General features: G+C 57.4%; 18 protein-coding genes and 3 pseudogenes. 8 read left to right on the forward strand and 13 right to left on the reverse strand.

The window, feature by feature from the left end; all coding sequences use genetic code 11:
• Window positions 1-274: 274 nt before the first annotated feature.
• The 5 genes from KGR00_RS10310 to KGR00_RS10330 all read right to left on the reverse strand — a co-directional run bounded on the left by KGR00_RS10310 (window position 275) and on the right by KGR00_RS10330 (window position 7045).
• Window positions 275-1720 (reverse strand): sulfatase-like hydrolase/transferase, encoded by a 1446-nt coding sequence (locus KGR00_RS10310; RefSeq protein WP_224419784.1) that lies wholly within the window; start codon window positions 1718-1720, stop codon window positions 275-277.
• Window positions 1721-1798: 78 nt separating this feature from the next.
• Entirely contained in the window at window positions 1799-3448 is a 1650-nt protein-coding gene (locus KGR00_RS10315) for an ABC transporter ATP-binding protein (protein ID WP_224419783.1), read from the reverse strand.
• Between the two features lie 59 nt (window positions 3449-3507).
• On the reverse strand, window positions 3508-4344 hold the full coding sequence (locus KGR00_RS10320) for an ABC transporter permease (protein ID WP_129139603.1): 837 nt from the start codon (window positions 4342-4344) through the stop codon (window positions 3508-3510).
• Entirely contained in the window at window positions 4344-5300 is a 957-nt protein-coding gene (locus KGR00_RS10325) for an ABC transporter permease (protein WP_129139602.1), read from the reverse strand. The genes KGR00_RS10320 and KGR00_RS10325 overlap by 1 nt, the downstream gene beginning before the upstream one ends.
• 62 nt (window positions 5301-5362) lie before the next feature.
• The gene (locus KGR00_RS10330; protein ID WP_224419782.1) at window positions 5363-7045 is read right to left on the reverse strand and encodes an ABC transporter substrate-binding protein; all 1683 of its coding nucleotides are present in this window, start codon (window positions 7043-7045) and stop codon (window positions 5363-5365) included.
• Window positions 7046-7803: 758 nt separating this feature from the next.
• Here KGR00_RS10330 and KGR00_RS10335 point away from each other — a divergent pair.
• From KGR00_RS10335 to KGR00_RS10365, 7 genes and pseudogenes are all read left to right on the forward strand, one after another.
• Window positions 7804-9135 (forward strand): NAD(P)/FAD-dependent oxidoreductase, encoded by a 1332-nt coding sequence (locus KGR00_RS10335; RefSeq protein ID WP_224424406.1) that lies wholly within the window; start codon window positions 7804-7806, stop codon window positions 9133-9135.
• Window positions 9135-9554: a RidA family protein gene (locus KGR00_RS10340; RefSeq protein ID WP_224419780.1), complete on the forward strand. Its 420-nt coding sequence runs from the start codon at window positions 9135-9137 to the stop codon at window positions 9552-9554. The genes KGR00_RS10335 and KGR00_RS10340 overlap by 1 nt, the downstream gene beginning before the upstream one ends.
• Window positions 9551-10222, forward strand: coding sequence for a DUF1028 domain-containing protein (locus KGR00_RS10345; RefSeq protein ID WP_224419779.1), 672 nt, complete (start codon window positions 9551-9553; stop codon window positions 10220-10222). The genes KGR00_RS10340 and KGR00_RS10345 overlap by 4 nt, the downstream gene beginning before the upstream one ends.
• Window positions 10223-10287: 65 nt before the next feature.
• A complete protein-coding gene (locus KGR00_RS10350) occupies window positions 10288-11157 on the forward strand; it encodes a phytanoyl-CoA dioxygenase family protein (protein ID WP_224419778.1) in 870 nt (289 codons plus the stop codon).
• Between the two features lie 135 nt (window positions 11158-11292).
• On the forward strand, window positions 11293-12237 hold the full coding sequence (locus KGR00_RS10355; protein ID WP_224419777.1) for a LysR family transcriptional regulator: 945 nt from the start codon (window positions 11293-11295) through the stop codon (window positions 12235-12237).
• Window positions 12238-12354: 117 nt separating this feature from the next.
• Complete coding sequence (locus KGR00_RS10360; RefSeq protein ID WP_224419776.1) at window positions 12355-13095, forward strand: class II aldolase and adducin N-terminal domain-containing protein; 741 nt, start codon at window positions 12355-12357, stop codon at window positions 13093-13095.
• Window positions 13096-13246: 151 nt separating this feature from the next.
• Window positions 13247-13420, forward strand: a pseudogene (locus tag KGR00_RS10365) (IS481 family transposase); the annotation flags it as partial.
• 27 nt (window positions 13421-13447) lie between these two features.
• Here the strand turns inward: KGR00_RS10365 and KGR00_RS10370 are convergent.
• From KGR00_RS10370 to KGR00_RS10380, 3 genes and pseudogenes are all read right to left on the reverse strand, one after another.
• Window positions 13448-13666: pseudogene (locus tag KGR00_RS10370) on the reverse strand (recombinase family protein); the annotation flags it as partial.
• Window positions 13667-13720: 54 nt separating this feature from the next.
• Window positions 13721-15286 carry a hypothetical protein gene (locus KGR00_RS10375; RefSeq protein WP_224419775.1) on the reverse strand — a complete coding sequence of 522 codons (1566 nt, stop codon included), beginning with the start codon at window positions 15284-15286 and terminating at the stop codon, window positions 13721-13723.
• A complete protein-coding gene (locus KGR00_RS10380; RefSeq protein ID WP_224419774.1) occupies window positions 15279-20306 on the reverse strand; it encodes an AAA domain-containing protein in 5028 nt (1675 codons plus the stop codon). Before KGR00_RS10380 ends, KGR00_RS10375 begins: the two co-directional genes overlap by 8 nt.
• A gap of 135 nt (window positions 20307-20441) precedes the next feature.
• Here KGR00_RS10380 and KGR00_RS10385 point away from each other — a divergent pair.
• Window positions 20442-20560 (forward strand): annotated as a pseudogene (locus KGR00_RS10385) (IS5/IS1182 family transposase); the annotation flags it as partial.
• A 608-nt stretch (window positions 20561-21168) separates the two neighbouring features.
• Here the strand turns inward: KGR00_RS10385 and KGR00_RS10395 are convergent.
• From KGR00_RS10395 to KGR00_RS10415, 5 genes are all read right to left on the reverse strand, one after another.
• The gene (locus KGR00_RS10395) at window positions 21169-21483 is read right to left on the reverse strand and encodes a hypothetical protein (RefSeq protein WP_224419773.1); all 315 of its coding nucleotides are present in this window, start codon (window positions 21481-21483) and stop codon (window positions 21169-21171) included.
• A gap of 1 nt (window position 21484) precedes the next feature.
• Window positions 21485-21652 (reverse strand): hypothetical protein, encoded by a 168-nt coding sequence (locus KGR00_RS10400; protein WP_224419772.1) that lies wholly within the window; start codon window positions 21650-21652, stop codon window positions 21485-21487.
• Complete coding sequence (locus tag KGR00_RS10405) at window positions 21645-21887, reverse strand: hypothetical protein (protein ID WP_224419771.1); 243 nt, start codon at window positions 21885-21887, stop codon at window positions 21645-21647. Before KGR00_RS10405 ends, KGR00_RS10400 begins: the two co-directional genes overlap by 8 nt.
• A 428-nt stretch (window positions 21888-22315) precedes the next feature.
• Window positions 22316-23803 (reverse strand): CoA-acylating methylmalonate-semialdehyde dehydrogenase, encoded by a 1488-nt coding sequence (locus KGR00_RS10410; protein WP_224419770.1) that lies wholly within the window; start codon window positions 23801-23803, stop codon window positions 22316-22318.
• Between the two features lie 64 nt (window positions 23804-23867).
• The gene (locus KGR00_RS10415; protein WP_224419769.1) at window positions 23868-25151 is read right to left on the reverse strand and encodes a Xaa-Pro peptidase family protein; all 1284 of its coding nucleotides are present in this window, start codon (window positions 25149-25151) and stop codon (window positions 23868-23870) included.
• Between the last annotated feature and the right edge of the window lie 13 nt (window positions 25152-25164).

Below are 25164 nucleotides of genomic sequence, written 5' to 3' on the forward strand. Positions count from 1 at the left end.
GATCAAACGATACTTAACCTATCGCGGTCCGGCGTCGAGCGACAGTTCGTCGCATGAACGGTGCTTACACGAAAACGCCCGCGCCGTCGGGGCGGCGCGGGCGTGGTTTCTGGCGTGTGAGTGGCTTACACGGGGATGTTGAACTGAACGACTGCCTGGGCGTTACGTTGCGACAAACTTGGTGAGATGACCTGGCGGCGGGTGGAGAAGCGCACGGCGTCGGAGCCATCGAGGTGCGGGTTGCCGAACAGCGCGTCTTTCGATGGCGCCGTTATCAACGGCTTGGCGGCGGGGTCGCGCCGCGCGAGCCGATTTGCAGCGCGGCTTCGCGGCCGCCGTACCCTTCGATCAACGCTTCCTGGTCGGCGAAGGCCTGCGCATCGACTTCTGCCGGGTCACAGATGCCGTAAAGGACCTCGTAAAGCGCGGCGAGCCGGTCGGCGCAGGCGGGGTCGTGGGCGCGGTCGTTGAACTCGCCCGGGTCGGTGTTGAGATCGAAGAGTTCCGGCTCGAAGCCCTGGTAGTGAATCAGCTTCCAGCCATCCTGACGCACCATGAAGGCGCCGGAGACCGCACCCACGGCGTGATATTCACTGAACACCACCCGCGAGGGATCGTCCGCCTCCGCGAGAATCCGATACAGGGAGCGCCCGGGGCGCTCGCCGGCCAGCGGTGCGTCGAAGTGATCGATGATCGTCTCCGAGATGTCGATCAACGACACCGGCGTGCGGCATACACTGCCCCGGGGCAACCGAGGCCCCGCCACGATCAGCGGCACGGTGACGGATTCTTCGTAGAAGTTGCCCTTGCCCCAGTAACCCCGGGCACCGACGTTATCGCCGTGGTCGCTGCTGTAGATGACCGTGGTGTTCCGGTCCAGCCCGTTCGCTTCCAGCGCGTCCAGGATGCAGCCGATGTTGTGGTCCAGGTAACTGCAGAGCGCGTAGTAGACGCGGCGCGCCATCTGCCGCTCGGCCTCGTCGCGCATTCCCTCGTCGCCGACGAAGGCGATGGACTCCAGATGGACCCAGGGGTGCTGCTGGTAGCCATCGCGGGGGTGCAGCTTGATCGGCGGCAGGCTCCCTTCCGGGTAGAGGTCGAGAAACGCCTGGGGAACGATCAGCGGGAAATGCGGCGCGACCAGCCCGACGTAAAGACACCACGGGTCCTGGCGCGCTTCCTGCGCTCTCGCCGCCAGCCACTCCCGCGTCAGGTCGGTCACCGCGGCGTCGTATTGGGTATAGGGGCTGTCGCCCGGTCCGATGTAGTCGCCCAGCATGCGCGTTTCGCGCTGCAATACGCGATCCTCCAGCCGGCGGATCGAGCCGAACACCATGCCGTGACCGTTGGCGACGTGCATCGGCACGTGCTGCGCGTCGAACCCGGTGTCATCCTCGTCGTCGCGGTAGTGAAGCTTGCCGATCGACTCGACCCGAATCCCCTTGTCCTGAAGCGCATGGCCCCAGCCCCGGGGATCGCCGACGTAGGGCATGGCGTTGTCCCACAGGCGAATGTCATGCACGTGGCGCCCGGTAGCGAACGCGGCCCTGGCCGGCACGCAGATGGGCGATGGCGTATAGGCGTTGGTGAAGCGAACCCCACGCGCGGCGAGGCGATCGAGATTCGGGGTGTGAACCTGGACGTCGGCGGCCGCCGCGCCAAGCGCCGCCGCGGTGTGTTCGTCGGACAGGATGACCAGCAGATTGCCGGGATCGGACATGGACGTCTCCGATGACAGGAAGTGGTGAAAGAGCGCCAGCCGTCGCGTCGACCGCCGGCGCTCGCCTCGGCGCGAGACTCAGGTGCCGGTTCGGCGCTTGTTGTTGTTGAAATCCGGCCGCACCCGCGTGATCCAGTCCGGGTCCATCTCCGGTGCCGCGGCGACCAGTTCCCGGGTATAGGGCTCGTCGGGATCGTTCAACACGTCGTGGACCATGCCGCGATTCACGACCTTGCCCTGGCGCATGACGATGACGGTATCGGCGATCTCGCGCACCGTGGCCATGTCGTGGGTGATGAAGATCATGCCGAGGCTGAGTTCCTGCTTGAGCCGCCGCAGGATGCGCAGCACGCCGGCCGCGACGAGCTGGTCCAGCGCCGAGGTGACCTCGTCGCAGATCAACAGCGCGGGATCGGCGGCCAGCGCCCGGGCGATGGCCACGCGCTGTTTTTCACCCCCGGAGAGTTGCGCGGGATAGCGTCGGGCATAGCTGGCCGGCAGTTCGAGCATCTCGAGCAGCTCGGTCACGCGCTGCGCCTGGGCGCGTCCGGTCAATCCCTGGAAGACCTTGAGCGGCCGCCCGATGATGGTGCCGATGCGCTGCGCGCTGTTGAGCGCGAGATCGGGTAGCTGATGGACGAGCTGGATGCGCTTGAGCGTGTCGGGTTGGCGCCTGTCGAGCCGTGGCGGGAGCACGGCGTCATCGAACAGCATCTCGCCGGCCATCGGCGGCAGTAGCCCGCAGATCGAGCGCGTCAGCGTCGACTTGCCCGAGCCGCTCTCGCCGACGATGGCCACGGTCTCGCCGCGATGCACGTGAACGGTGACGTCGTCCAGCACCTTTTCCGAGCCGCTGTAGCTGGCACTCAGGTGGTCCAGCCGCAGCAGCGGCTGGGTGTCGGGTTCCGGCACGAACACGGCATCGCGCTGGGTCTGCAGGCCCTCGAGCAGCTCGCGGGTATAGGTCTGCCGGGGATTGGCCAGCATCTCGCGGGTCGCGCCGGTCTCCACCATGTCGCCGTTGCGCATCACCATGATGCGGTCGGCCAGTTGCGCGACCAGCGCCAGGTCATGGGTGATGTAGAGCGCGGCGGCGCCGGCGCGGTCGAGCACCCGCTTGACGCAGCCGAGCACATCGAGCTGGGTGGTCACGTCCAGCGCCGTGGTCGGCTCGTCGAACACCAGCAGGTCCGGGTCGGTGGCCATCGCCATCGCGATCATCGCGCGCTGCAACTGCCCGCCGGAGAGCTGGTGCGGGTAGCGGTTGCCGATGGTTTCCGGATCCGGCAGACCGAGCTCGGCATAGAGATCCGCCGCCTTGCGGGCGATGTCCTGCTTCTTCATGCCGGTGCGCAGCCGCAGCACTTCCGCGAACTGCGCGCCGATCGTGTGGGCCGGGTTGAAGTGGCTGGCCGCGGACTGGGCGACATAGGCCACCCGGGTGCCGCGCATCTTTTCCAGGGTGGCGGTCGATGCGGAGAGCATCTCCACACCGTCGAGAAAGACCTTGCCGCCCGAAAAGCGCCCGCCATTGCGGGTGTAGCCCAGTGCGGCCAGGCCGATGGTGGATTTGCCGGCGCCGCTTTCGCCGATCACGCCGAGGATTTCCCCGCGCTTCAGCGCGACGCTGACGCCGTGAAGAATCTCGGACCAGGTGCCCTCCTTGTCGACTTCGATACGCAGGTCCTCGATCCTGAGAAGCGCCGCATCGGATTCCGATGGTCGCATGGCACGGCTCCTGAACGGGGTGATGTTGGATGTCTGATGGTTGGGCTTCATGGCATGGCTCATGGCGTCGGCCGAACACGATCGGCGATGGCATCGGTGACGAAATTGACGGCGATGGCGAGGGTGGCAATCACGGCGGCGGGAAACAGCGGCGCCAGCACCCCGAAGGAGATGGCCGGGGCATTCTCGCGCACCATGGAGCCGAGATCGGCGGTGGGTGGCTGAACGCCCAGGCCGAGGAAGCTCAGCGAGGCGATGAACAGGAAAATGAAACAGAAGCGCAGGCCGAACTCGGTGATCAGCGGCCGTACCACATTGGGCAGCACTTCCCGGGTCATCAGCCACAGCTTGTTTTCGCCGCGCAGCTTGGCGGTTTCGAAGAACTCCAGGGTGGTGACGTTCATGCCGACCAGGCGCGCGAGCCGGTAGACGCGGGTGCCATCGACGACCGCGATGACGCCGATCAGCACGGGAATCGACGGTCCCATGGCGGTGATCACCAGCAGGGTCACGATCAGCGACGGTACGGCGATGATCAGATCGACGATGCGCGAGGCGATCATGTCGAACTTGCCGCGCACGATGGCGGCCCAGAAGCCGAAGACGATCCCCAGCACGAAGCAGGCGAAGGTCGCTGTCAGGGCCACGAACATGGTGTTGCGCGTGCCGTAGAGCAAGCGGGTGAGCATATCCCGGCCGAGTTGGTCGGTACCCAGGATCTGCCCGGCGTGTTCGGAGGTGTCCTGCCAGAACGCCCCCGACCAGGCACCACCGACGATGGCGTCGGGCGAGAACGGCGAGACCAGACCGGCGGCCAGCGCCGCGGCCAGCCAGAGCACGACCGCCGCGATGAGCAGCCAGCGCAATGCAGTGAAGATTCGGGAAGGTAGGGTCATCAGCGAGGGAACCTGAGTCGGGGATTGAAGGCGATGGCCAGCACGTCGGCCACCGTATTCAGGAACAGGTAGAGCGCGGCGAAGATCAGGCAGGCCGCCTGTACCAGCGGCAGGTCGCGCTTGGCGACGCTGTCGATCAGAACCTGGCCCAGGCCGGGATAGACGAAGATCACCTCGACCACCACCACGCCCACGATCAGATAGGCCAGGTTGAGCACGATGGAGTTGATGATCGGGGCCATGGCATTGGGCAGCGCGTGTCTCAGCACCCGCCTGCGCATCGGGATGCCCTTCATTTCGGCCATCGCCATGTAGGGGCTGTCCAGCACGTCGATCAGCGCCGCGCGGATGGTGCGCATCATGTGCGCGATGACACAAAACGAGAGTGTCAGCGCCGGCAGGATCAGCACATCGATCCGGTCCATGAATCCGGCACCCTGAGGCAGCGTCGCGATGGGCGGAAAGATCGGAAAGTAGATGGCGAACAGCGCCACCAGCGAATAGGCGACGAAGAACTCCGGTACCGAGATCGCGCCCAGGGTGAGCAGCGACGCGATGCGGTCGAACTTGCTGTCGCGCCACAGGGCCGCGCCGATGCCCAGCAGCAGCGAGATCGGCACGGCGATGCTGGCTGCCATGCCGGCCAGGAACAGGGTGTTGTAGAGGCGGGTGGAAATGGTCTCCGAGACGGGTTCGCGGGTGGCGAGGGAAACCCCGAAGTCCCCGTGCAGGACGCCGCCTGCCCAGTCAAGGAAGCGAATGATGGCCGGCTGGTCGAGCCCGAGCTTGGCGCGCATGGCATCCAGGGCTTCGTTGGATGCCGCGTTGCCGAGCATGGCGCGGGCGATATCGCCCGGGAGCAGGTCCACGGCCAGGAAGATGACTACCGAGATGACCGCCAGCATGGCGATCCCGATCAGCAGCCGCTGAAGGATGGTCTTGGTCAGAATGCTCACGACAGGTCCACGCAGTTGGGGGGCGCGACGCGCGAGACGTCACGCCCGTCATCACTTGAAAATCAGTGCCAGAACCACCAGCGTTCGGTGGCTCGGAAGCCGTCCAGATCGCGGTTGGTGGCGATCTTCTTCGGCGTGGCGACCTTGCTGCTGGTAGCGTCGGTGATGTTCGCGAACGCAAAGATGTTGTTCGAACCGCGGGTATGGATGATTTCCTGCATGTCGTAATACATCTGGCGGCGCTTGGCTTCGTCGGTCTCCTGGCGCGCCGCGGAAACCAGCTGATCCAGTTGCGGATCCCGCATGCCGGTTTCGTTCCAGCCGGCTTCTGCCGCCGCACTGGTGTAGGCACCGCCGATCATGATTCCTTCGGTCGGCCGCCCCGACCAACGCGCGGTACATAGCGGCACCCGGGTCCAGACCTTGTCCCAGTAACCGTCGTCCGGCACGCGCTTGATGTTGATGTCGATGCCCGCATCCTTGGCGTACTGCTTGAACAGGACTGCTGCGTCCGTGGCCCCGGAAAAGGGCACCTCGCAGACGTTGAGGTCGACGCTGAGGTTGCTCATTCCCGCTTTCTTGAGCAGCGATCTTGCCCTGTCCGGATCGTACTCGCGCTGGGGAATGTCGGGATTGAAGTAGGGGTATGCCGACGAGATCGGCTGATCGTTAGCGACCGTGCCATAGCCCTTGAGAATCCGCTGGACCATGTCCTTGCGGTCGATGGCATAGCGCATCGCGTCGACCACGTCCGGGTTCTTGAACGGGGCCATCGTCTGCATCATCGGGAAGCAGTAGTGCGCCTTGGAGGGCAACGAGATGATCCGCACCGAGGAGCTGCGCTTGAGCAGTTCCACCGTCTTGAGGTCGACCTGATTGTAGGTGTTGATGTTGCCACCGATCAGCGCCGACGTGCGTGCCGACGGATCGGCGATGGCGACCAGTTCGACGCTGTCGAAGTGGCCGCGCCCTTCTTTCCAGTAGTTGTGGTTGCGCTTGAACGACGCACCGATGGCCGGCCTGAAGCTTTCCAGAATATAGGGGCCGGTCCCGTTGCCGTCGTTGGGGTCGCGAGTGCCGTCGGCGATGATGGCGGACATCGGGATCGAGAGAATGGCCGGGATATCCACGTTACCGCTGGACAGCGTAATGGTGACTTCATCCGGCCCGGTGGCCTCGAATGACTCCACGTCGCCGAGGAAGGGCTTGATGCCCGAGGTGGATCCCGCTTCCAGATGGCGCTTCAGCGTGAAGACGACATCCTCGGGGCCGAACGTCTTGCCGTTGTGGAAGGTGACGCCCTGGCGAAGCTTGAAGGTCCAGACCTTGGCGGCCGGGTCACTGTCCCAGCTGGTCGCGAGCTCCGGGATCAGCTTGCCGTCGCCGTCCACCTCCACGAGGCAGTTGCGCGTGGTCATCTGCGCGACGTTGAAGAACTTGGTGTCGTTGGTGGTCACATCCATGGTGTCGGTGGCCGAGAAATCGCCAATGCCGACGCGAAAGTGACCGCCCGGTTTCGGCTTCCAGGACTCGGCCCACGTCTGTCCCGGCCCCACAATCAGGCCGGCACCCAGCGTCGCGGAACCGGCGAGGAACCCCCGGCGAGTCAGTTCGAAGGGTTTTTGCATCTTGTCGTTTCTCCCGACACCGCCGTCGCCGGTGGTGTCTGTGCAGTCATTGTTCTTGGTTTGTCGCCGTGCCCATCTGCCAGGGGCATGGCGGTCTTTTACCGTGGAGCACTGCAATGGGTCAGTCAGGGCCTGACACCGCCACCACTGGAATCCACTAAACCGAAAGTCGTAGCCAAGTTAAATAATGATTATCCACACTCCTGATTAGCAAAAACCTAACCAGACCAGATTCAGGTAAAGCTAAAGCTTCGCAAGCGCGTCAATGGCCTGCCCCGCCGCCCGTCGTGATAGCCCTTCTCGAGAAACTCAATGCAACCCTCATGCCATGCGTGGCATCGGTGAGATCGGCATCGGCCCCGCCTCGGACTGCTGCGCAAACGGGCCTGAGTGGACCGAGGGCCGCTGAATCAAAAAACCTGAACCCAAAGAACGGATAACAATATTTTAATGACCCAGCCGGCCTATCTACTATGAGAACCACGCGACTCGCCTCGCGTTGCCAATAACAATATCGGAGGTTGAGATGATCCCTTCTCCGGCGTGCGCGACAGCGCAGAGATGCCCAGAGCCGAGCGGCGATTCGGCGCCATGGCCTGATGCCATGCACCCTAACGGTGCCGGCCCGGCGACCGGTTACACCTTCCGGCGCAAGAGCCCGGCCGTCAGCGTCGAGCCCTGCCCCACCGCCGAGCCGGCCCCGCCCCATCGCGTCATCCCTTTCGACGACGGCAGCCGAGACGTTCCCGCGGGGTTTCACTCACGTGTTGACGCTCGACAGCGCCATCCCGCGCCAGTCTCCCGCGGGGCGTCGTAGCGACGGGCCTGGCCCAGCGCGTTACCCGCCGATTGCGCGATCTCTCAAGGACATGAAGATGATGAATGACATAACGAAGACCGACACGCTGATCGTCGGTGGGGGCCAGGCCGGCATCGCCATGAGCGAGCACCTGACCCGCCATGGCGTGCCGCACCAGGTGCTGGAACGCGACCGCATCGCCGAGCGCTGGCGCACGGCGCGCTGGGACTCGCTGGTCGCCAACGGGCCGGCGTGGCATGACCGCTTCCCGGGCATGGAATTCCCGGACATGGCGCCGGACGGCTTCGTGCCGAAAGAGCAGGTGGCAGCGTATTTCGAAGCCTATGCACGGAAATTCGAGGTTCCCGTGCGTACCGGCGTCGAGGTCACCCGCGTGACGGCGAATCGGGGCCGCCCCGGCTTCACGGTGGAGACCTCGCGGGGCAGGATCGAGGCGCAGCGCGTCGTCGCCGCGACAGGGGCCTTCCAGACGCCGGTCATTCCGGCGATCGCCCCGCAGGACCCGCGCTTGACCCAGTTGCACACGGCCGATTACCGCAACCCCGAGCAACTGCCCGAGGGCGCCGTGCTGGTCGTCGGCGCCGGGTCCTCCGGCACTCAGGTCGCCGCCGAACTCAATCGCGCGGGGCGTCGAGTCTACCTCTCCGTCGGCCCCCACCACCGCCCGCCGCGATCCTACCGCGGTCGCGATTTCTGCTGGTGGCTCGGCGTACTCGGCGAGTGGGACAACGAGGTTCGCCAGCCGGGCTCGGAACACGTCACCATCGCGGTGACCGGCGCTCGCGGGGGCTACACCATCGATTTTCGGCGGCTCGCTCACGAGGGGGTGACGCTGGTCGGACGTACCGACGCCTTCGAGGCGGGTGTGGCACGCTTCGCGCCGGACCTGCGCGCCAATCTGGATGCCGGCGACGCCAATTACCTGGCCCTGCTCGATGGCGCCGACGCCTATGTCGAGCGCAATGGCCTCGATCTACCGCCGGAGCCGGAGGCGCGGGTCATCCCGTCGGACCCGGACTGCGTGACGCAGCCACTCGCCGAACTCGATCTGGCCGAAGCCGGGATCAGCACCATCATCTGGGCCACGGGCTTCTCGCAGGATTACGGCTGGCTCGAGGTCGATGCGTTCGATAGCGACGGCAGGCCCGACCACCAGCGCGGCGTCTCCAGCGAGCCCGGCGTCTATTTCCTGGGGCTGCCGTGGCTTTCCCGTCGTGGCTCGAGCTTCATCTGGGGTGTCTGGCACGATGCCAAGCACATCGCCGATCATATCGCCAAGATGCGCGGTTATCTCGCCCACTACGACGCGGCCGAACTCGCACAATCGGCACCGGCGGACGACGAGACGATCCCGCACGCCGCGCCACGTCCTCAGAGGGTCAGCTGATGCCGACGCATACGCGTATTCGCATGTTCAACACCCAGGAAACCTACCCCAACCAGACGCTGGACAATGACCTGTGCCAGGCGGTGCGCGCCGGCAACACCGTCTATGTCCGCGGCCAGGTGGGCACGGATTTCGACGGCAATCTGGTCGGCCTGGGCGACCCGCGCGCCCAGGCCGAGCAGGCGATGGCGAACGTCAAGCAACTGCTCGAGGAAGCGGGCAGCGATCTGTCGCATATCGTCAAGACCACCACCTACATCACCGATCCGCGCTTTCGCGAACCGGTCTACCGCGAAGTCGGCCAATGGCTGCGCGGGGTGTTTCCGATCTCGACCGGACTGGTCGTCGCCGGTCTGGCGCAGCCGGAGTGGCTGATGGAAATCGACGTGATCGCGGTGATTCCCGAGGAGGACGCATGACCTTTTCGATCGCGGCGCGCTGCGCCGAAACCGGCGAGACCGGCTGCGCGGTCAGCTCGTCGAGCATCTGTGTCGCGGCGCGCTGTGCCTTTGCCGGCCCCAATGGCGCGGTACTGACCCAGAATGTCACCAATCCGGCACTGGGCCCCAAGGGGCTCGAGCTGATGGCGGGCGGACATTCCCCGCAGGAGACGCTACAGCAACTGCTGGCGGGCGAAGCGGCCCCCGAATACCGGCAGCTGTTGCTGATCGACGGCCAGGGCCGCACCGCGGTCTACGATGGCGACAATGCGCTTGGCGTGGTCGGTCGTGGCGATGGCGTGGATTGCGTTGCGGCGGGCAACCTGCTCGCCGATGCCAAGGTGCCGCAGGCCATGGTCGAGGCATTCGAGCAGAGTGAAGGACCGCTGGCGGAGCGACTGCTGGTCGCGATGGAGGCGGGGCTGGCTGCCGGCGGCGAAGCCGGTCCGGTCTACTCGGCGGGGCTCGTCGTCGCTCGTCCCGACGAACCGTGGCCGGTGATCAACCTTCGCATCGACTGGGCAGAGGCCCCCATCGCCGGTCTCCGCGAGCTGTGGTCGCGTTATGCCCCGCAGCTCGAGGACTACGTGACGCGAGCCAGAAAGCCCGACGCGGCGCCCAGCTACGGCGTGCCGGGAGATCAGTAACGCGGCGTGCCCCGCCGCGCGGACCGATTCAACAAGTGAATTCTCAACAACAAGGTAATGACACCATGCTTGACGCAGCCCAGATCGAACAGTTCCACCGAGATGGCTATCTCGTCGTCGAAAACGTGCTCGATGCCAGCGAGCTGAACGCCCTGAACGAGGCATTCAATCACTGGGTCGACGAAAGCCGCGAGCAGACCGCCGCCTACGGCGAGACGCTGGATCACCGGGCCCGCTTCGACGTCGGCAGCGACCACAGTGCCGAGCACCCTTCGCTGCGCCGCGTCGCCTCGCCGACCGAGATCTCGCCGGCGTATCTCCAGGTGGCGGCCGACTCCCGCATGACCGACATGGTGCATGAGCTGATCGGTGCCGCTGGCGTGCGCCTGCATCACAGCAAGGTCAATTCCAAGCTGCCCAGCACGGAAACCCAGGTGAAATGGCATCAGGATTTTCTGTTCACGCCGCACAGCAACGACGACCTGGTGACGGCGCTGCTGATGGTCGGCGAAGTGACCGCCGAGAACGGCCCGCTGCAGGTCATCCCCGGTAGCCACAAGCAGCCGCTCTATTCGCACTGGCAGGGGGGACGTTTCACCGGCAGCGTGGATGACGAGGTCGTCGAGCGCGAGTGCCAGTCGCCGGTCGAGTGCATCGGCCCGGCGGGCTCGGTGTGCTTCATGCACACACGGTTGCTGCACGCCTCCGCACCGAATGCCTCGAACCTGCCACGGACCCTCTTCATCACCGTGTACGCCGCCGAGGATGCCCTGCCCTACGGCGACAATCCGCTGCCGAGCCAGCATCAGGGCATGCTGCTGCGTGGCGAGGAGACCGGCACGGTACGCACCACGGCCAACGTGCTCCGGCTGCCCCAGAAGCCGAAGGGGGCGTCGTTCTTCGTTCAGCAATCGGGGCTGGATGCGGCGAGCTGAGGCGATCGGCCCGGCGGCCGATGCGAAGGCGGCGAGATAGCGACTGCGTGTCGAGGGCTGGAACCTGCCGTGGCTGGACGCTGTTACGGGTCCAGCGCATGATGCCTCGGCGATAGCTCGTATCAAGGAATTTCCATGCTTCATGCCACGCTAAAGCAGTTGCGCTATTTCGTCATCGCCGGCGAGCTGGGGAGCGTGACGCGCGCGGCCCAGAAGATCAACGTGTCTCCACCGTCGATCTCTGCCGCCATCGCGCAGCTCGAGGATATGGCGGGCGTCCAGCTCTTCGTGCGCCACCATGCCCAGGGCCTGTCGCTGACCCGAGGGGGCGAGCTGCTGTTGACCCGGGCGCGCTCCCTGCTGCACGACGCCGAGGGGCTCATGCAATTCGCCGTGTCGCTGGGGCAGGACGTGGCCGGGCCATTGAGCATGGTCGCCTTCCCGACCTTTGCTCCCATTTTCATGCCCCGGCTCATGCAGGAGTTTCTGAAAGCCTACCCGCGGGTCGAGCCACAGTGCGACGAAGGCCATCAGATGGACATCATCGAGGGGCTGCGCAGCGGACGCTACGAGCTCGGGATCGTCTACGACATGCAGGTCCCCGACGATATCGAGTTCCAGGCGCTGTGCCGTTTCCCGCCCTATGCCGCCGTCGCGCCGGATCATCCGCTGGCCGCGCACGAGCGTGTATCCATCGAGACGTTGAGCGACTACCCCATGGTACTGCTCGATTGGCCGATGAGCCGGGACTACTTCCTTTCGCTGTTCGTCGACGCGCCGCATCAACCAAAGATCGCCCACCGCGCGACATCGATCGGCATGGTCAGGGGGCTCGTCGCCAATGGCTTTGGCTTCACGCTGCTGAACGTGCCTCCCGGCCGCCACCTGGCGCTGGACGGCAAGGCCTTTCGGGCCATTCCGCTGGAGGGCGAGGTGCGGGCGCTGACGGTCGGAATCGCCACCTTGAAAGGCATTCGCCTAAGCCCCGTCGCCCAGGCAATGCAGGATTTTCTGAAGGAAAGCGAGTTGGTAGACCTCATGAGCGACGGCGACAAGCCCCCGAAAGAGACCGACGGCTAAACACAGGATCACACCTTCAAGAAACGCCATGAACAAGAAAGGGTTCTGTCAGGGGATATCGAACCCGATCACTCATCAGCCGGCTTCACATTACAATCACCAACAGGAAGACCTATCATGACCGAATCGACACACCCCGACGAATGGCAGTTGCGCGTGGACATGGCCGCCCTGTTCCGTATCGTCGCCAAGCAGGGTTTGCATGAAGCGGTGGCCAACCACTTCAGCGCAGCGGTTTCCGCCGACGGTCGGCGCTTTCTGATGAACCCGAAGTGGAAGCATTTCTCCACCATTCGGGCAAGCGATCTGGTGCTGTTCGATCTCGATGGCGAAGCGCCGGATCTGAACAAAGTCGTCGATCCCACGGCCTGGTCGATCCACGGCCAGATGCATCGATTGATGCCGCAGGCCCGCGTTGTGCTGCACCTTCATCCCCCTTATGCCACCACTATCGCCACGCTGAAAGATCCCAGGGTGCTGCCGATCGACCAGAACACCGGGCGTTACTTCAACCGCGTCGCGATCGACGATGGCTTCAGCGGCATGGCCAACAGCGAAGCCGAAGGCGAACGCCTCGCCGGGCTGCTGGGCGACAAGACCCGCCTGATGATGGGCAATCACGGCGTCATGGTCGCGGCCGAGACCGTCGGCGAAGCATTCGACGACATGTACACCCTGGAGCGTGCCTGCCGCACGCTGGTGCAAGCCTACGCGACCGGCCAGCCGCTGAACGTACTGCCCGATGAAGTCGCCGAAGCCACCGCGCGCGACTGGGAGTCGATTCGGGACTTTTCGATCGCCCATTTCGAAGAGATGAAGGCGATTCTCCATGCCGAAGATCCCACCTTTGCGGAGTGAGAAGATCGATCACCATTTGCAATCGACTTCGTTCAAGGGGTGACTCCCCTTCCCAACGCATCGAGGTGACACGGCTTTTGCTCGTCGTGCCGCCCGAACAGGCGGCCCAAAACGACACACGGCGCCTCCCGAAGGAAGGCGCCGTGTGGTTGAGACGCTGGTAAAGATAGCGCCAGACCTGGACGACTATCTGGCCATCTACAACACGCAACGGCCGCATCAGGGCCGCAACATGAAGGGGGCGACGCCCTATGCCGTCTTCAAGAAGGGACTCCCTAAGGCGACGAAGAAGGAGCCCAGGAAAACGGCAGAAAACACTGCTTAACTATAGGGAGCCCACGGGGGCATGTGTCAGGCGAATACCATCACTGTACATATCGATATTATCGGTCAAAGACTGGAATCCGATAATACGGGTCTCCAGCTCACTGACCACCTCTATCAGATGCGGCAGCGAGCGTCCTAGCCGATCCAGTCGCCACATGACCAGCACGTCTCCATCGCGTAAGAAATCCAGGGCGGCCGTCAGGTCCTGTCTATCCGCCTTGGCCCCAGAAATGGTGTCATCGAAGGCGTGCAATGACGCCTTCATAGACATATATAAATTATTTATGCTACAAAACGATTACCTCTCGCGACTAGTCTTATATTTAATAACAGACTCCTTTTTATTAACTTTAGATGGCGCTGTATTTATTCCTTTACCTGACTTTAACTCTAAACCTAGAAGCTCTTCATCAAGAAGGCTTTCGTTATGAGAACTATTATTAGACCAGAGAACTTCGCTGCCAGATGACGCACGAATTCTAGACTGAAAAAGCCTTCCAATTTTTTCCATACGCTCGGGATCTGTAGTTATCTGACCGACAGGCACTGTGACACTGCTGTTACTATTAGGCTGAACATGGTATTGGGCAACTGCCAACAAACCAGGAACGATAAGGATTTCAACACGATCTTGAGGACTTCCGTCTCTTATAGAAACGCCATGTGGAAGGCGGGCATTAAACGCCTTTTTGACTGTTTTAATCTCACTTGAATCTTGTATATTGAATAAAGTAACTAAGTTTTGTTTTCTATCCGCAGAAGAGCTAAGTTCGTTTTCGAAACTCCTAACAAAATTTTCCAGGTCTGTGCCACTAGCTCCCCATAAAGGGACCGAAGCGGAATACCAATACGCATTAGGAACATCTTCAGCATGTTCGCTAGCTGCTTCACCGAGAGATCGATATATTGTTCTAGCATTTGTCGGCAGGTAAACAGGACCTAGAATTCCTCTTGTAGAGCTAGACCCATAACCAGTCTTTCTTTTATCTCTATCACTTAACCATGACGCAAAATCAAAACCCTTTGAATCGACATAGTTAAGCAATACCTCGTCACCGATAGCCTCGCAGAAATCATTAAAACTAAAGCTATTTTCTGGGATAGAAAGACTAGCGAGATAGTCTGCAACTTGTGCCTCTAATTCATTAGAAAGTGCATGCTTTCGGATGTCGCCAACACGCTCTACAACATCACGATAAACGCGGACCCCCTCCCCGGGTACAACGTCAAGATAAATCTCCATATCAATAGGAACTTGCACTGTTCTAACAGGGCGGCAATGGGATACCTTATATAATCGTGTATTATCGGCCCGCCCACCTCTTGTGCTATCTAAGTGAGCCCTGTACTGCCTTCCAAACTCCTCTACAATAGATTCAATATTTACAGATCCAAACTTAGAAGGCGGAGGAATCTCTGGCAAACCGTATTTAACACCTTGGTAGTTCCGGCGAGGAATTAAACTCAACGTCAACATGTCAAAAATAACATTTTCCTCCCGTATACTATACGTTGTTAGGGTAGGAACACCTTGACCACCATTGGACTTCAATCTAAGAACTGAAGATGCTTTAATCAAGCCCTCAGGATCTATCTCTACAAGACGTTTTTTTAATAGGCTATCTAGAAGACCGTTAAACTCAAATTCAGATAAGCCAAAGAACTCCCTAATTTCAAAGGGAGTGACGCTATCAAAAATAAGTATCAGTTTACATGAAAACTCTTCAATAGCCGGCAGCGGCCTCTCAGTTGTCCACGAACAATTTAGACTAAACTGTTTTGCGGGGAGCAGCAAAGAAACAGTATTGACATGTCGCTTTAGACCAGAACCATTACTTTGGAAATCACCAGAATAATTATCCATTGTTCATGATCTCCACCTGTGAGTTGCTCAGCTGATCGAAAAATGTAGAATTTGAAACAATCTGGTAGCTGGAATTACCCTCGCCAGATCTAGCTCGAATGTAAGAAAGAACCTCACCGAGAGCGCTTGTCACGTTGCGTTTTTCCCACATATGAGCAGCTCCAACTATTACCAGTCTTTCCTGTGCGCGAGATATTGAAACGTTTATCCGCGCTCGATCTTTAAGAAAACCTTGGTTCTGACTGGCGTTATCTCTCACCAAGCTTAGAATAACTATTTTATTTTCTTGTCCTTGATAGGAATCAACTGTATCAATACGTATAAAGTCACGCATTGCTACCGCCCACTCAGCCTTGCTAAGCTCCTTTTCAAGCAAATCTTTCTGTGCACGGTACATTGTAATTATCCCTATAGGGAATCCCTTTTCTCCACTAACAGAGTCACGCAAAAAACCTACAGTTTCAGAACCAGAAAGAAGCTTTAAAAGCTCCATGATTTGATTAACTTCATTGTGATTAACATAGCGCCCTTGCCCTAGTTGGGATTCACCTGTTGCTAAACTCCCTTTTGAACTATCTAGCCAAACCACTGATGAGTTCCAGGGTGAGGGCAGGCTATTAAACCAGCTCGGAGAAGGGCCTCTGCCAGTTATTAATGAACCCACTTCGTCACGATAAAAACAGCTGGACACTAACTTTCCTATAGGCTCAACCATTCTATACTGCGTATCAAGCGTAACCCCCTTTGTCGCATGAAATGCACGCTCAAAATCAGTAACCCTAAAAATGGACGTGTCGGCACCATTACCAACCTCACGGGAAGCTGCTCGCAAGTGAGGTTTCTCATAATGTGGAGGAAGTTGTCGATGGTCACCGACCAAAAGGACGCGCTTTGCTGACTGAAGTGCTATCATTAACTCACTTGCTTGAGCCCTTGCAGCCTCATCGACTATCACCCAGTCGAACTCGGCATTTGCAACTCCATATCTAGTTTTACCCATGCCTACAAGTGTTCCACAAACTAGCTGACGGGTTTGAATCAAAAACTGATCATAATTCGCATCACCAGTTGCCAATACATCAAGCCACTCGTGACTAAGATCTAGCAAGTTTGTTAGTTTTGATACGGCAGCAGGATTATTTACATTGTACTCCTTGCACAATTGGCTCACTATACCTGGCATTAATTCATCTTGCTTTAATAATTCATCTGCAGTATCAGGATAACGCTTGAGCAATATTTTCCTAACAAGATCTTTCAGGCTTTTTTCTTGTCCATCAAGATCATGGGCAGCTTCGCCGCCAGCCCCACCATTAACATCAAGGTGCCTTTTACTTATCTCATCTTTAAAATATTTAAGCGAAGTTAAAATGGGAGATAGTGTGCGGTGCACCGCAAGCAATTCATTAACCAAGGAATCTGGAAGACCGAAACGATTCGAAAATACTTTTATCCTTTGGTCGTACTCTCTATGAAAAGCATGCCTCATCTGTCTTTGAAGAGCACTCGAATGAGTATCCAGCATGTCCGTTGCTACCATGCGTTCCTGTCCCATCCTTACTACAGAAAGGTCAGTATTTTTATCGCTACAAACTTCCCTCGCTTTAATTGCGACAGCATCTACGGAAGTATGGGATTGGCCTACGAGCAAAACATTTCTAGCCCCTAAAGAATCAAATATATAGTGTATGAACTGAGATACGAAAGAGGTTTTACCTGTACCCGGAGGGCCCTGTAGAACACCGACTGGTCCATATTTAACTAGCCTTTGAAAGGCCTCTATCTGTTTATCATTTAATTTTTTATCATCATCATCATATTTTTCCCTAAGAAACTCGCTTGTAGGCGGCTCATTTTTGGCTTCGAGTTCGGGGGGGGTTGAAGGATCGAAATATTGTGACAGCCGAGGTATTACAGAAGCATGTTCAAGCACCCGCTCTAAAGCCTTCTGCTTTCTATCCCGTGAAGCTTTACTCTGTAAAGACTCCAATTGTAGGGACACACCTTCTTTTAGCATCTTCTGAATACGTGAACGGAAAGGCTTTATAGCCACATGGTCTGGAGTAGTTTCTGAAATATCAAGCTCACCTAAGCTTTGATCTTCATCAGCTAACGTGACAAACACTTTCTCATCACTATCGAAATCTAGAGGTTTACCATCCAGTGTTTGATAAGGAACAACAATCCTCCCGGTCTGGCTTTCATTAACCTCCCCCTTGCTAACTTCCAAAGTTAATAAGTTCTCACCTTCAGTTGCTAAGAGAGAATTCCAAATAACACGCGGGGGAATTGAAGGCATCATGCCATCAATGGAATATTCCTCGTCCTCACCATCGCTACCAGAAGAATACTTTTCTTCAAGCAAAGTAAGAACAGGATCAAGACTTAGCAATAAGTTCAAAAGGTTTGTTGAAGCTTTGGCATCAAGATTACCGCGACCAACTTTTATTGGAGTGGATAATTGGGCGCTGGATTTACTAGCAGCACTTATCAGGTCACTTAAAGGTAAGTTTTTTGTTATACGGATTTGATGAATTCGCCGGACCTCAGGATTTATAACAACTGTTAATGAGGCATTGACAGCAGTTATATAGCAAAACATCAGATCTGGATCTCTACGATCCCATTTGCAGTTAAAGTAATATATTCCCGCATCAGCTTCAAAATTTATTGGCTGATCAGGGAAGTTCTGTCCGCCCCAAAAAATAGTAAGCGGCTCAGCCGCAATTTTAACCTCAGATTTATTAGCATCTTCAACAGGGTTAATTGAATTTTCCAAAGCCTCTTGTAGAGGAGATAATGAAACAGGGATTCCCCTTGGCTGAGAAAGGCCTCGTGAAAGTTCTTCATTTAGGGCAGTCGATGAGGCACTCTCGGGAACAACTTCTCGCACTAACTTATATACGGCGTAGCGGTCCCTTGCCATAGCATCAGCCGCAGCCGGATTTTCGGGGCCATATTCAAGATTATATGGTTCAGATGAACCACCAAAATCTAATAAATCCAGGAGAAGAACTTCTGGGAAATAATCAATCTCTTGATTGGAATCATCTTCAGGTCCAACAGCCGACACTATCAATAAGTTCTCAGGATGGATATCACCATGAGCGACACCTTGGTCATGGCATTGTTCAACAACCTTAATCAGGGACAACCCCAATTTAAAGATCTGAATACTACTGAGTTTCTTTGAACATTCAATCCAAGATTCACCCGATTCAAATTTAGTAACAATATAGAGCCCCCCAGCCTCTAATAGCCCATGATCTAGAACTTTAGGTGTTGATAGCAAGCTATCTTGTACTTTTTCCACCCTAGAACGAAAATTTACGACTCTACGGTTTATACCAGGCAAACTAGGATTGACAACAACCTGAGGCCAAAGTTTGCACAAAGCTTTTTCATTCTCAAAAGTGCATCTATATGTCAACTTACTTCCTGCACCTGGGTTTTCACCGGGCAAAGGTGGAAAATACTGGTATATATTAAACGTGCTCCACCCTCTTTTAATAAAATTACCTTTAAAAAGAGACGCAAGAAGGTCGGATGTATCCACCTCACCTTCATACTCACGCTTCGTGATTGAATTAAAGTCTGCCAATTGTTGGCTAGCACTTGAGAAGCGTTCATCAGGACTCCAATCAAGTCCCTTTTTAAACCATTCATCCAAGAGACCATCGTAAGGATCTTCCTTTGGAGGCGCCCAAGTTGGAACCGAATTTTCTTCAAATTCGAGGCTGGATTCAGGATAGCAAATCCGATATGCCACAGCTGCTAACATGAAAACATCAAGTCGAAATGGATCTATAATGTCCCCATCTTCCCACAATGCATCTTCTGGCAGGTGCAAATGGGAGCCTTGAAGATGAATACGCAAATCATTAACTGTGCCTCGCTCAGGGAAAAAAGAAGCAGAAAACCCTGAGACAAGTATGCTGCTTTGTTCAGTGGCGTACCATAAGTTATGCAGGTCTATATCTCTATGGCCAATACCTAACCCATGTAACTCAGCAAAAGGTGCAAGTAAAGCACGGACCCAATCCAAGCGAACCTCAGGGGATGATTTCGCGCCTTTACTACTTACATACTCGTCTAATCGTACGAAAGTTCTTCGCAACTCATAAAGTTCAGTAACATCTTCTGTAATATCACTCTCACCCAGAGGAACTAACGGCTTAAGCAGGTACTCTTCTAAAGGTGAGCTATTTTGTTTTGCGTGCCTAATTACTCTACTTTCTCGGAGAGCAATCTCACCCCACTGGGATTGAGTAGCATTACCTATCCCTAACTGGGTGAAGTTCCAGCGCCGAATAAGGGCTATATCATTAGCCTGTTCTTCATGATATCCTTTGTACTCTTTATACAAACCATTTCTATGGTTAAACCAAGGTATATTTTCTGCAATAAAATGATGGGGGCGATATTCTTTTGGCTTAACTCTATGCCCTCCAAAAAAAGTACGGAAAATGGGGAGGCATTCTTGACTATTAGGTCTTGGCTTGCCACTTTTATCAAAAATGAAGTATATTGCTTTGCTTTTGTCTTCGACTAAAGCCTCGTACTTGTCTCTACCAGATATCTCTAAGAAATCTTCAAGATTATGAACGTACCGTTTTTCTGAAGAAGACAGATTATCTGGTGTTGCAGTACCACACAGCACCACGTGGGCTTCAACTTGGGGAAAATAGCCTAATTTGTGCTCTAGCTCTCTCTTAATTAGGTTTTGCAACCGTATGGCATGCACACGCTTAATTTCATAAGGACTTTTCCCCCTGGATTTTCCATTTATGTACCACTGCCCATCGGAACTCTCAAGCTTCCCATTCCACTCTTTGAGCTCAACAAGAAGCAGTCGATCATGAGTGATTATTAGTGTATCTACATCCATTGACCCTTGGTCATCAGCTACTAACAGGCTGGCATATGCAAACCAGCTCGCTCTTAACTCAGCCTCCATCCTTTCTACAGCTTTTCTTTCGCTGGCATGAAGGCCAGTCCCACCTAGTATTTTTACTTCCATTTCCCCTGCTCCTTTCTAAATCAGCGGAAAATATTTTTTGACACATGATTATGCCGAAAAAAATAAAAACGAGTTAGAGGCTTAGAGCGCCTTTCAAAACCTGAAAGCGGCTCCAGCCCTTCCTAGATTTTGAGCATGGCTAAGAAGATCGTATCCGATGAACTCTGGTCTATGTCGAGCCGCTACTGCCACCGCCTCAGCCCAAGCCGCGTGGCGGTCGGCCTCCCGTTTCCAATCGCGCAGCCCTGACAGGGCCGCAACATGAAGGGGATGATATCCTATACCGTCTTCAAGAAAGGGCTCTCCAAGGCAACGAAGAAAGCCCCCAAGAAAACGGCAGAAAATACTGCTTAACTAGAGAGAGTCCACGGGGGCATATGTCAGGTGAATACGGTTACTGTACACTCTTTTCGTACTCGATAGTTCAGAGTTCCGCGTCGTCGGCAAACGGAGCAGTCACACACGCGCGTGGTCAATTTCAGCTTCGACCTCAAAACGAATTCTGCCACAGTGACACGAACCTCGGTACGTTTTCATAGCACATAACGCCGCCATAAGCGGCGAGAAACAGTTTGATAAAGTGTGGAGCGAAGCGGAGCCGAGCAAATTGTTACGAATCCGACTTGATAGCTTTGTTATAAATTACTTACGGTAATCGTAGGTGTCTACAATGATCTCTCCCGCATGAACTTTATCATGACAAACCTTACATACTACGAGTATGTTTTCGGGGCTAGCTTCACCACCAAAGCTATAGTCCAAAATATGATGCCCATGAATATCTAATTCAGATGGACATAACTCGCAACCATACCCTTCTCGGATTTTTGCTAATGCTATTGCTTTTCTATGTTCACTAGGTCTAGCTACCATTTCCACTTGACTCCAGCTTTATATTTAACGAAGGCTTAGGAAGACTTGTTTTTTCTGAAACACTTTCGATTACGGACTCGAGAAATGTTTCAACAGTATTCTCATCACCAGTAACAGATATTTTGAGATCTTTAGCTTTTTTGCTTTTAACTTTTTCTTTTCTGACTTTATCGGGTACAGCTCGAACTGTTTGGGTATCTGGCAATAGACCTAAAATCTGAGCTTCTTCTTGAACTTGGCTTAAAAAATCTTCAGCTAACTCATTAGAACCAGAAACACGAATAATTACATCCTTTTTACTCATGTCATTTCTCAATTATGTTAATTATCAAGCCCATTTCCCTTGCCTTTTCCTTGGCAATTTCTTTAAGTTTTTTCCTATCTTCAGGTGAAATCATTCTATAAATAGCAGAACCAGTAACTTTAGAATCAGGGGCAATATTTGGAGATTCTTTCTTCGTGACCTTACTCATCAGAACTTCCCCACAGTTCTGATAGATCATTTAGATCAGCACCTTTCGCAAGCTCAATAGAGCCAAACCCTTTTGTTATTGCAAAAACATTAAAGTCTACAACCTGATTCTCTTCATCAAGTTTTAGAGTATAAATAACATATTCGCCACTTGTTTTTCTCACATGGACTTGGTTGGCTTCCACTTTCACCACCTCGTCATTGTCTTCTAAAATCTCAAACTTTATTATATCCATGACTTACCCCATGACTAAATTTTTAATTTATAACAGGTATTAGATAGTTTGCACTGATAACAACTTGAACAAGCGCATGCGTTCAGTTGTTATACTTTCACGGCCATCCTATTGATTTTCCACGGCTATCCGCTAGATTTCACTATATAGTACCAATAAACGCGCCTGCCACCTTTGCCACTATGCCGGCGTCGGGCCGACTTCCGCCCTATCCCACTCGCCCGATACCGTTTCGCCCACGCTACCGCCAGGCGAAGCACTGAACGCTCCACCGCCTGGGTCATTAGGTTGTATCGGCAACCTCTAACCAGACTTAACCTATCGCGAATCCGCGCCGAGTGACACGGCGTTACACGAAAGACGTACACACAAGAACGCCCGCGCCGTCTGGGTGGCGCAGGCGTGGGGTCAGGCTTGCGGGGCTTGGGTTACGAGGGGAAGTTGAACTGCGCGCTTTCCTGGGCGCTGTGCTGCGGCCAGCGTTGGGAGATGGCCTTGCGGCGGGTATAGAAGCGCACGGCGTCGGGGCCGTAGGCGTGCAGATCCCCGAACAGCGAGTCCTTCCAGCCGCCGAAGCTGTGGAAGGCGACCGGCACGGGCAGCGGCACGTTGATGCCGACCATGCCGACCTCGATGGCATCGGCGAAGCGCCGCCCCGCCTCGCCGGCGCGGGTGAACACGCAGGTGCCGTTGCCGTACTGGTGGGCGTTGATCAGGGCGATGGCTTCGTCGAAGGTTTCGACGCGCACCACGCACAGCACCGGGCCGAAGATCTCGTCACGGTAGATGCTCATTGCCGGCGTGACGCGGTCGAACAGCGTGGCGCCGAGGAAGTAGCCAGGCGAGCAGTCCACCAGTGGATGCTCGCGGCCGTCGACCACCAGCTCGGCACCAGCGGCGGCGCCCTGCTCGATGTAGCCGGCGACCTTGTCGCGCTGGCCGGCGTTGATCAGCGCGCCCATGTCGAGGCCGCGCTCGGTGCCCGGGCCGATCTTCAGCTCGCTGGCCTGGGCGGCCAGGCGCTCGATCAGGGCATCGGCGGTGGCGTCACCCACGCACACGGCGACGGAGATCGCCATGCAGCGCTCGCCGGCACTGCCGAACGCGGCACCGATCAAGGTGCTGGCGGCATTATCGATATCCGCATCCGGCAGGACCACGGCGTGGTTCTTGGCGCCGCCCAGGGCCTGCACGCGCTTGCCCTGTTGGGTGCCGCCCTCGTAGATCCTGCGCGCCACCGGGGTGGAGCCGACGAACGACAGCGCCCGCACCTCGGGGGCCTCGATCAGCGCCTCGACGGCCTCGCGGTCACCGTGGACGACACTGAACAGTCCCTTGGGCAGCCCGGCCTCGTCGAGCAGTTCGGCCATCTTCACGGCGGCCGAGGGCGCCTGCTCGGAGGGCTTGAGGATGAAGGCGTTGCCGCAGGCCAGCGCCATGGGGTACATCCACAGCGGCACCATGGCCGGGAAGTTGAACGGCGTGATGCCGGCGACCACGCCCAGCGGCTGATGGTTGGACCAGGTGTCGATGCCCGGCCCGGCGTTGTGGGAATACTCACCCTTGAGGAGTTCCGGCACGCCGCAGGCGTACTCGACGTTCTCGATGCCGCGCTTGAGTTCGCCCATGGCGTCCTCGAGCACCTTGCCGTTTTCCTCGCTGATCAGCGCGCAGATCTCGTCGGCGTCGCGTTCGAGCAGGCTCTTGAAGCGGAACATCACCTGGGCGCGCTTGGCCGGCGGCATGTCGCGCCAGGCGGGCTGGGCCTCGCGGGCGGCGTCGATGGCGCGCTGCACGGTGGCGGTGTCGGCCATCGCCAGGCGGCGTACCGGCTCGGCGGAGGCGGGGTTGAGCACATCGATGGTGCGCTGGCCCGCCAGGCGTTCGCCGGCGATCCAGTGGCATACGTCTGTCATAGCGCCTCTTTATACTCGAGAAAACTTGCGAATCGTTGGTGTCGGTCAGGGGTACGGGTCAGCCTTAGAATTCTCTGCCAAGCAGGGCCTCATCGAACGGATACCGCGAGAGCTTCTCGATGCCGGTCTCGGTGACCAGCACTTCTTCCTCCAGCTTGACCCCGTCGGCGGCGCCGACCTCGCCGATGTAGCTCTCCACCGAGACGACCATGCCCGGCTCGAGGACGCCGTCCTTGGAGAAGCGGTCGAAGTCCATGTGGTGGGCGACCAGCGGCGTCTCGCCGTGCATGCCCACGCCGTGGATGATCGACGGATAGCGGCGGTCGAGGAAACGCTCGGGAATCTTCCAGGCGCGCTCGGCGATCTCGCGATAGTTCATGCCCGGAGCGAGGATCGCCATGTTGTGATGGACCTGCTCGTAGGCCATCCGGTAGAGGCTCTGCTGGTAACCGCTGGGGCGGCCCGGGCCGACGTGGAAGGTACGCGAGAAGTCGGAATAGTAGCCGTGGCAGCCGATGGTATCGGTATCCAGCGCCACCAGCTCGCCGGGGCGAATCACCCGGCTGCTGGCCTCGTTGAACCAGGGGTTGGTGCGCGGGCCGGACGACAGCAGGCGGGTCTCGATGAACTCGCCGCCCTGCTGGATGACGTTGCCGTAGAGGATCGCGAACAGGTCGTTCTCGGTCACGCCCGGCTTGATCGCCGCCTCGACCTCGGCCACCGCGGCCTCGCTGCCGGCCATCGACTGCGCCAGACAGGCGATCTCTTCCGGGGTCTTGATGCGCCGGCAGTGCAGGGTGTCCTGCATGCAGTCGTAGACGTCCAGCCCCTGGGCTTCCAGCGAGCGGGCCAGGTTCAGCGCGCAGCGGTCCAGGCCGATCTTCCGGTTGCCCTTGCCGTGTTCTTCCATCAGCTCGGCGATCTCGATGCCAAACGGGTCGGAGGACAGGTTGTCGCGCTGGTTGACCGCCGACCATACCACCTTGGAGGTGCGCGATTCGTCGATGGTCTCGAGCCAGGTCGAGACGTGGGCGCTGCCGGGGTATTCGAAGAGGATCACCGGCCCTTCCAGCGGCACGTAGATGTAGCGCGTGGAGTTGCGCAGGAAGTAGCCGAACATGTTGCGCGAGCCGGTCGCGTAACGCTGGTTGTAGGGGTCGAACAGCACCACGGCGGCGTAGCCCTGCTCGGCCATCATCGCGCGCAGGCGTGCCAGCCGCCCGGCGCGCAACTGCCTGGGATCGAAGGCGGTGGGAATACTGTCGCCGTTGGCCATCGGCGCGGAGGGCACGACCGGGATGCTGTCCGGTTCGTTGTCGGTCAGTCGATCGGATTCGATGGTGTTCATGGTCGGTCCTTGC

Origin of the sequence: Modicisalibacter sp. MOD 31.J, assembly GCF_020147985.1 — a bacterium.
GTDB lineage: Bacteria > Pseudomonadota > Gammaproteobacteria > Pseudomonadales > Halomonadaceae > Modicisalibacter > Modicisalibacter coralii.

What these genes read in the sequence shown, in the direction of transcription:
- KGR00_RS10310 (WP_224419784.1), bottom strand. Translation starts at nt 1,720, where the DNA reads ATGTCCGATCCCGGCAATCTGCTGGTCATCCTGTCCGACGAACACACC.
- KGR00_RS10315 (WP_224419783.1), bottom strand. Translation starts at nt 3,448, where the DNA reads ATGCGACCATCGGAATCCGATGCGGCGCTTCTCAGGATCGAGGACCTG.
- KGR00_RS10320 (WP_129139603.1), bottom strand. Translation starts at nt 4,344, where the DNA reads ATGACCCTACCTTCCCGAATCTTCACTGCATTGCGCTGGCTGCTCATC.
- KGR00_RS10335 (WP_224424406.1), top strand. Translation starts at nt 7,804, where the DNA reads ATGATGAATGACATAACGAAGACCGACACGCTGATCGTCGGTGGGGGC.
- KGR00_RS10340 (WP_224419780.1), top strand. Translation starts at nt 9,135, where the DNA reads ATGCCGACGCATACGCGTATTCGCATGTTCAACACCCAGGAAACCTAC.
- KGR00_RS10345 (WP_224419779.1), top strand. Translation starts at nt 9,551, where the DNA reads ATGACCTTTTCGATCGCGGCGCGCTGCGCCGAAACCGGCGAGACCGGC.
- KGR00_RS10350 (WP_224419778.1), top strand. Translation starts at nt 10,288, where the DNA reads ATGCTTGACGCAGCCCAGATCGAACAGTTCCACCGAGATGGCTATCTC.
- KGR00_RS10355 (WP_224419777.1), top strand. Translation starts at nt 11,293, where the DNA reads ATGCTTCATGCCACGCTAAAGCAGTTGCGCTATTTCGTCATCGCCGGC.
- KGR00_RS10360 (WP_224419776.1), top strand. Translation starts at nt 12,355, where the DNA reads ATGACCGAATCGACACACCCCGACGAATGGCAGTTGCGCGTGGACATG.
- KGR00_RS10375 (WP_224419775.1), bottom strand. Translation starts at nt 15,286, where the DNA reads ATGGATAATTATTCTGGTGATTTCCAAAGTAATGGTTCTGGTCTAAAG.
- KGR00_RS10380 (WP_224419774.1), bottom strand. Translation starts at nt 20,306, where the DNA reads ATGGAAGTAAAAATACTAGGTGGGACTGGCCTTCATGCCAGCGAAAGA.
- KGR00_RS10395 (WP_224419773.1), bottom strand. Translation starts at nt 21,483, where the DNA reads ATGAGTAAAAAGGATGTAATTATTCGTGTTTCTGGTTCTAATGAGTTA.
- KGR00_RS10400 (WP_224419772.1), bottom strand. Translation starts at nt 21,652, where the DNA reads ATGAGTAAGGTCACGAAGAAAGAATCTCCAAATATTGCCCCTGATTCT.
- KGR00_RS10405 (WP_224419771.1), bottom strand. Translation starts at nt 21,887, where the DNA reads ATGGATATAATAAAGTTTGAGATTTTAGAAGACAATGACGAGGTGGTG.
- KGR00_RS10410 (WP_224419770.1), bottom strand. Translation starts at nt 23,803, where the DNA reads ATGACAGACGTATGCCACTGGATCGCCGGCGAACGCCTGGCGGGCCAG.
- KGR00_RS10415 (WP_224419769.1), bottom strand. Translation starts at nt 25,151, where the DNA reads ATGAACACCATCGAATCCGATCGACTGACCGACAACGAACCGGACAGC.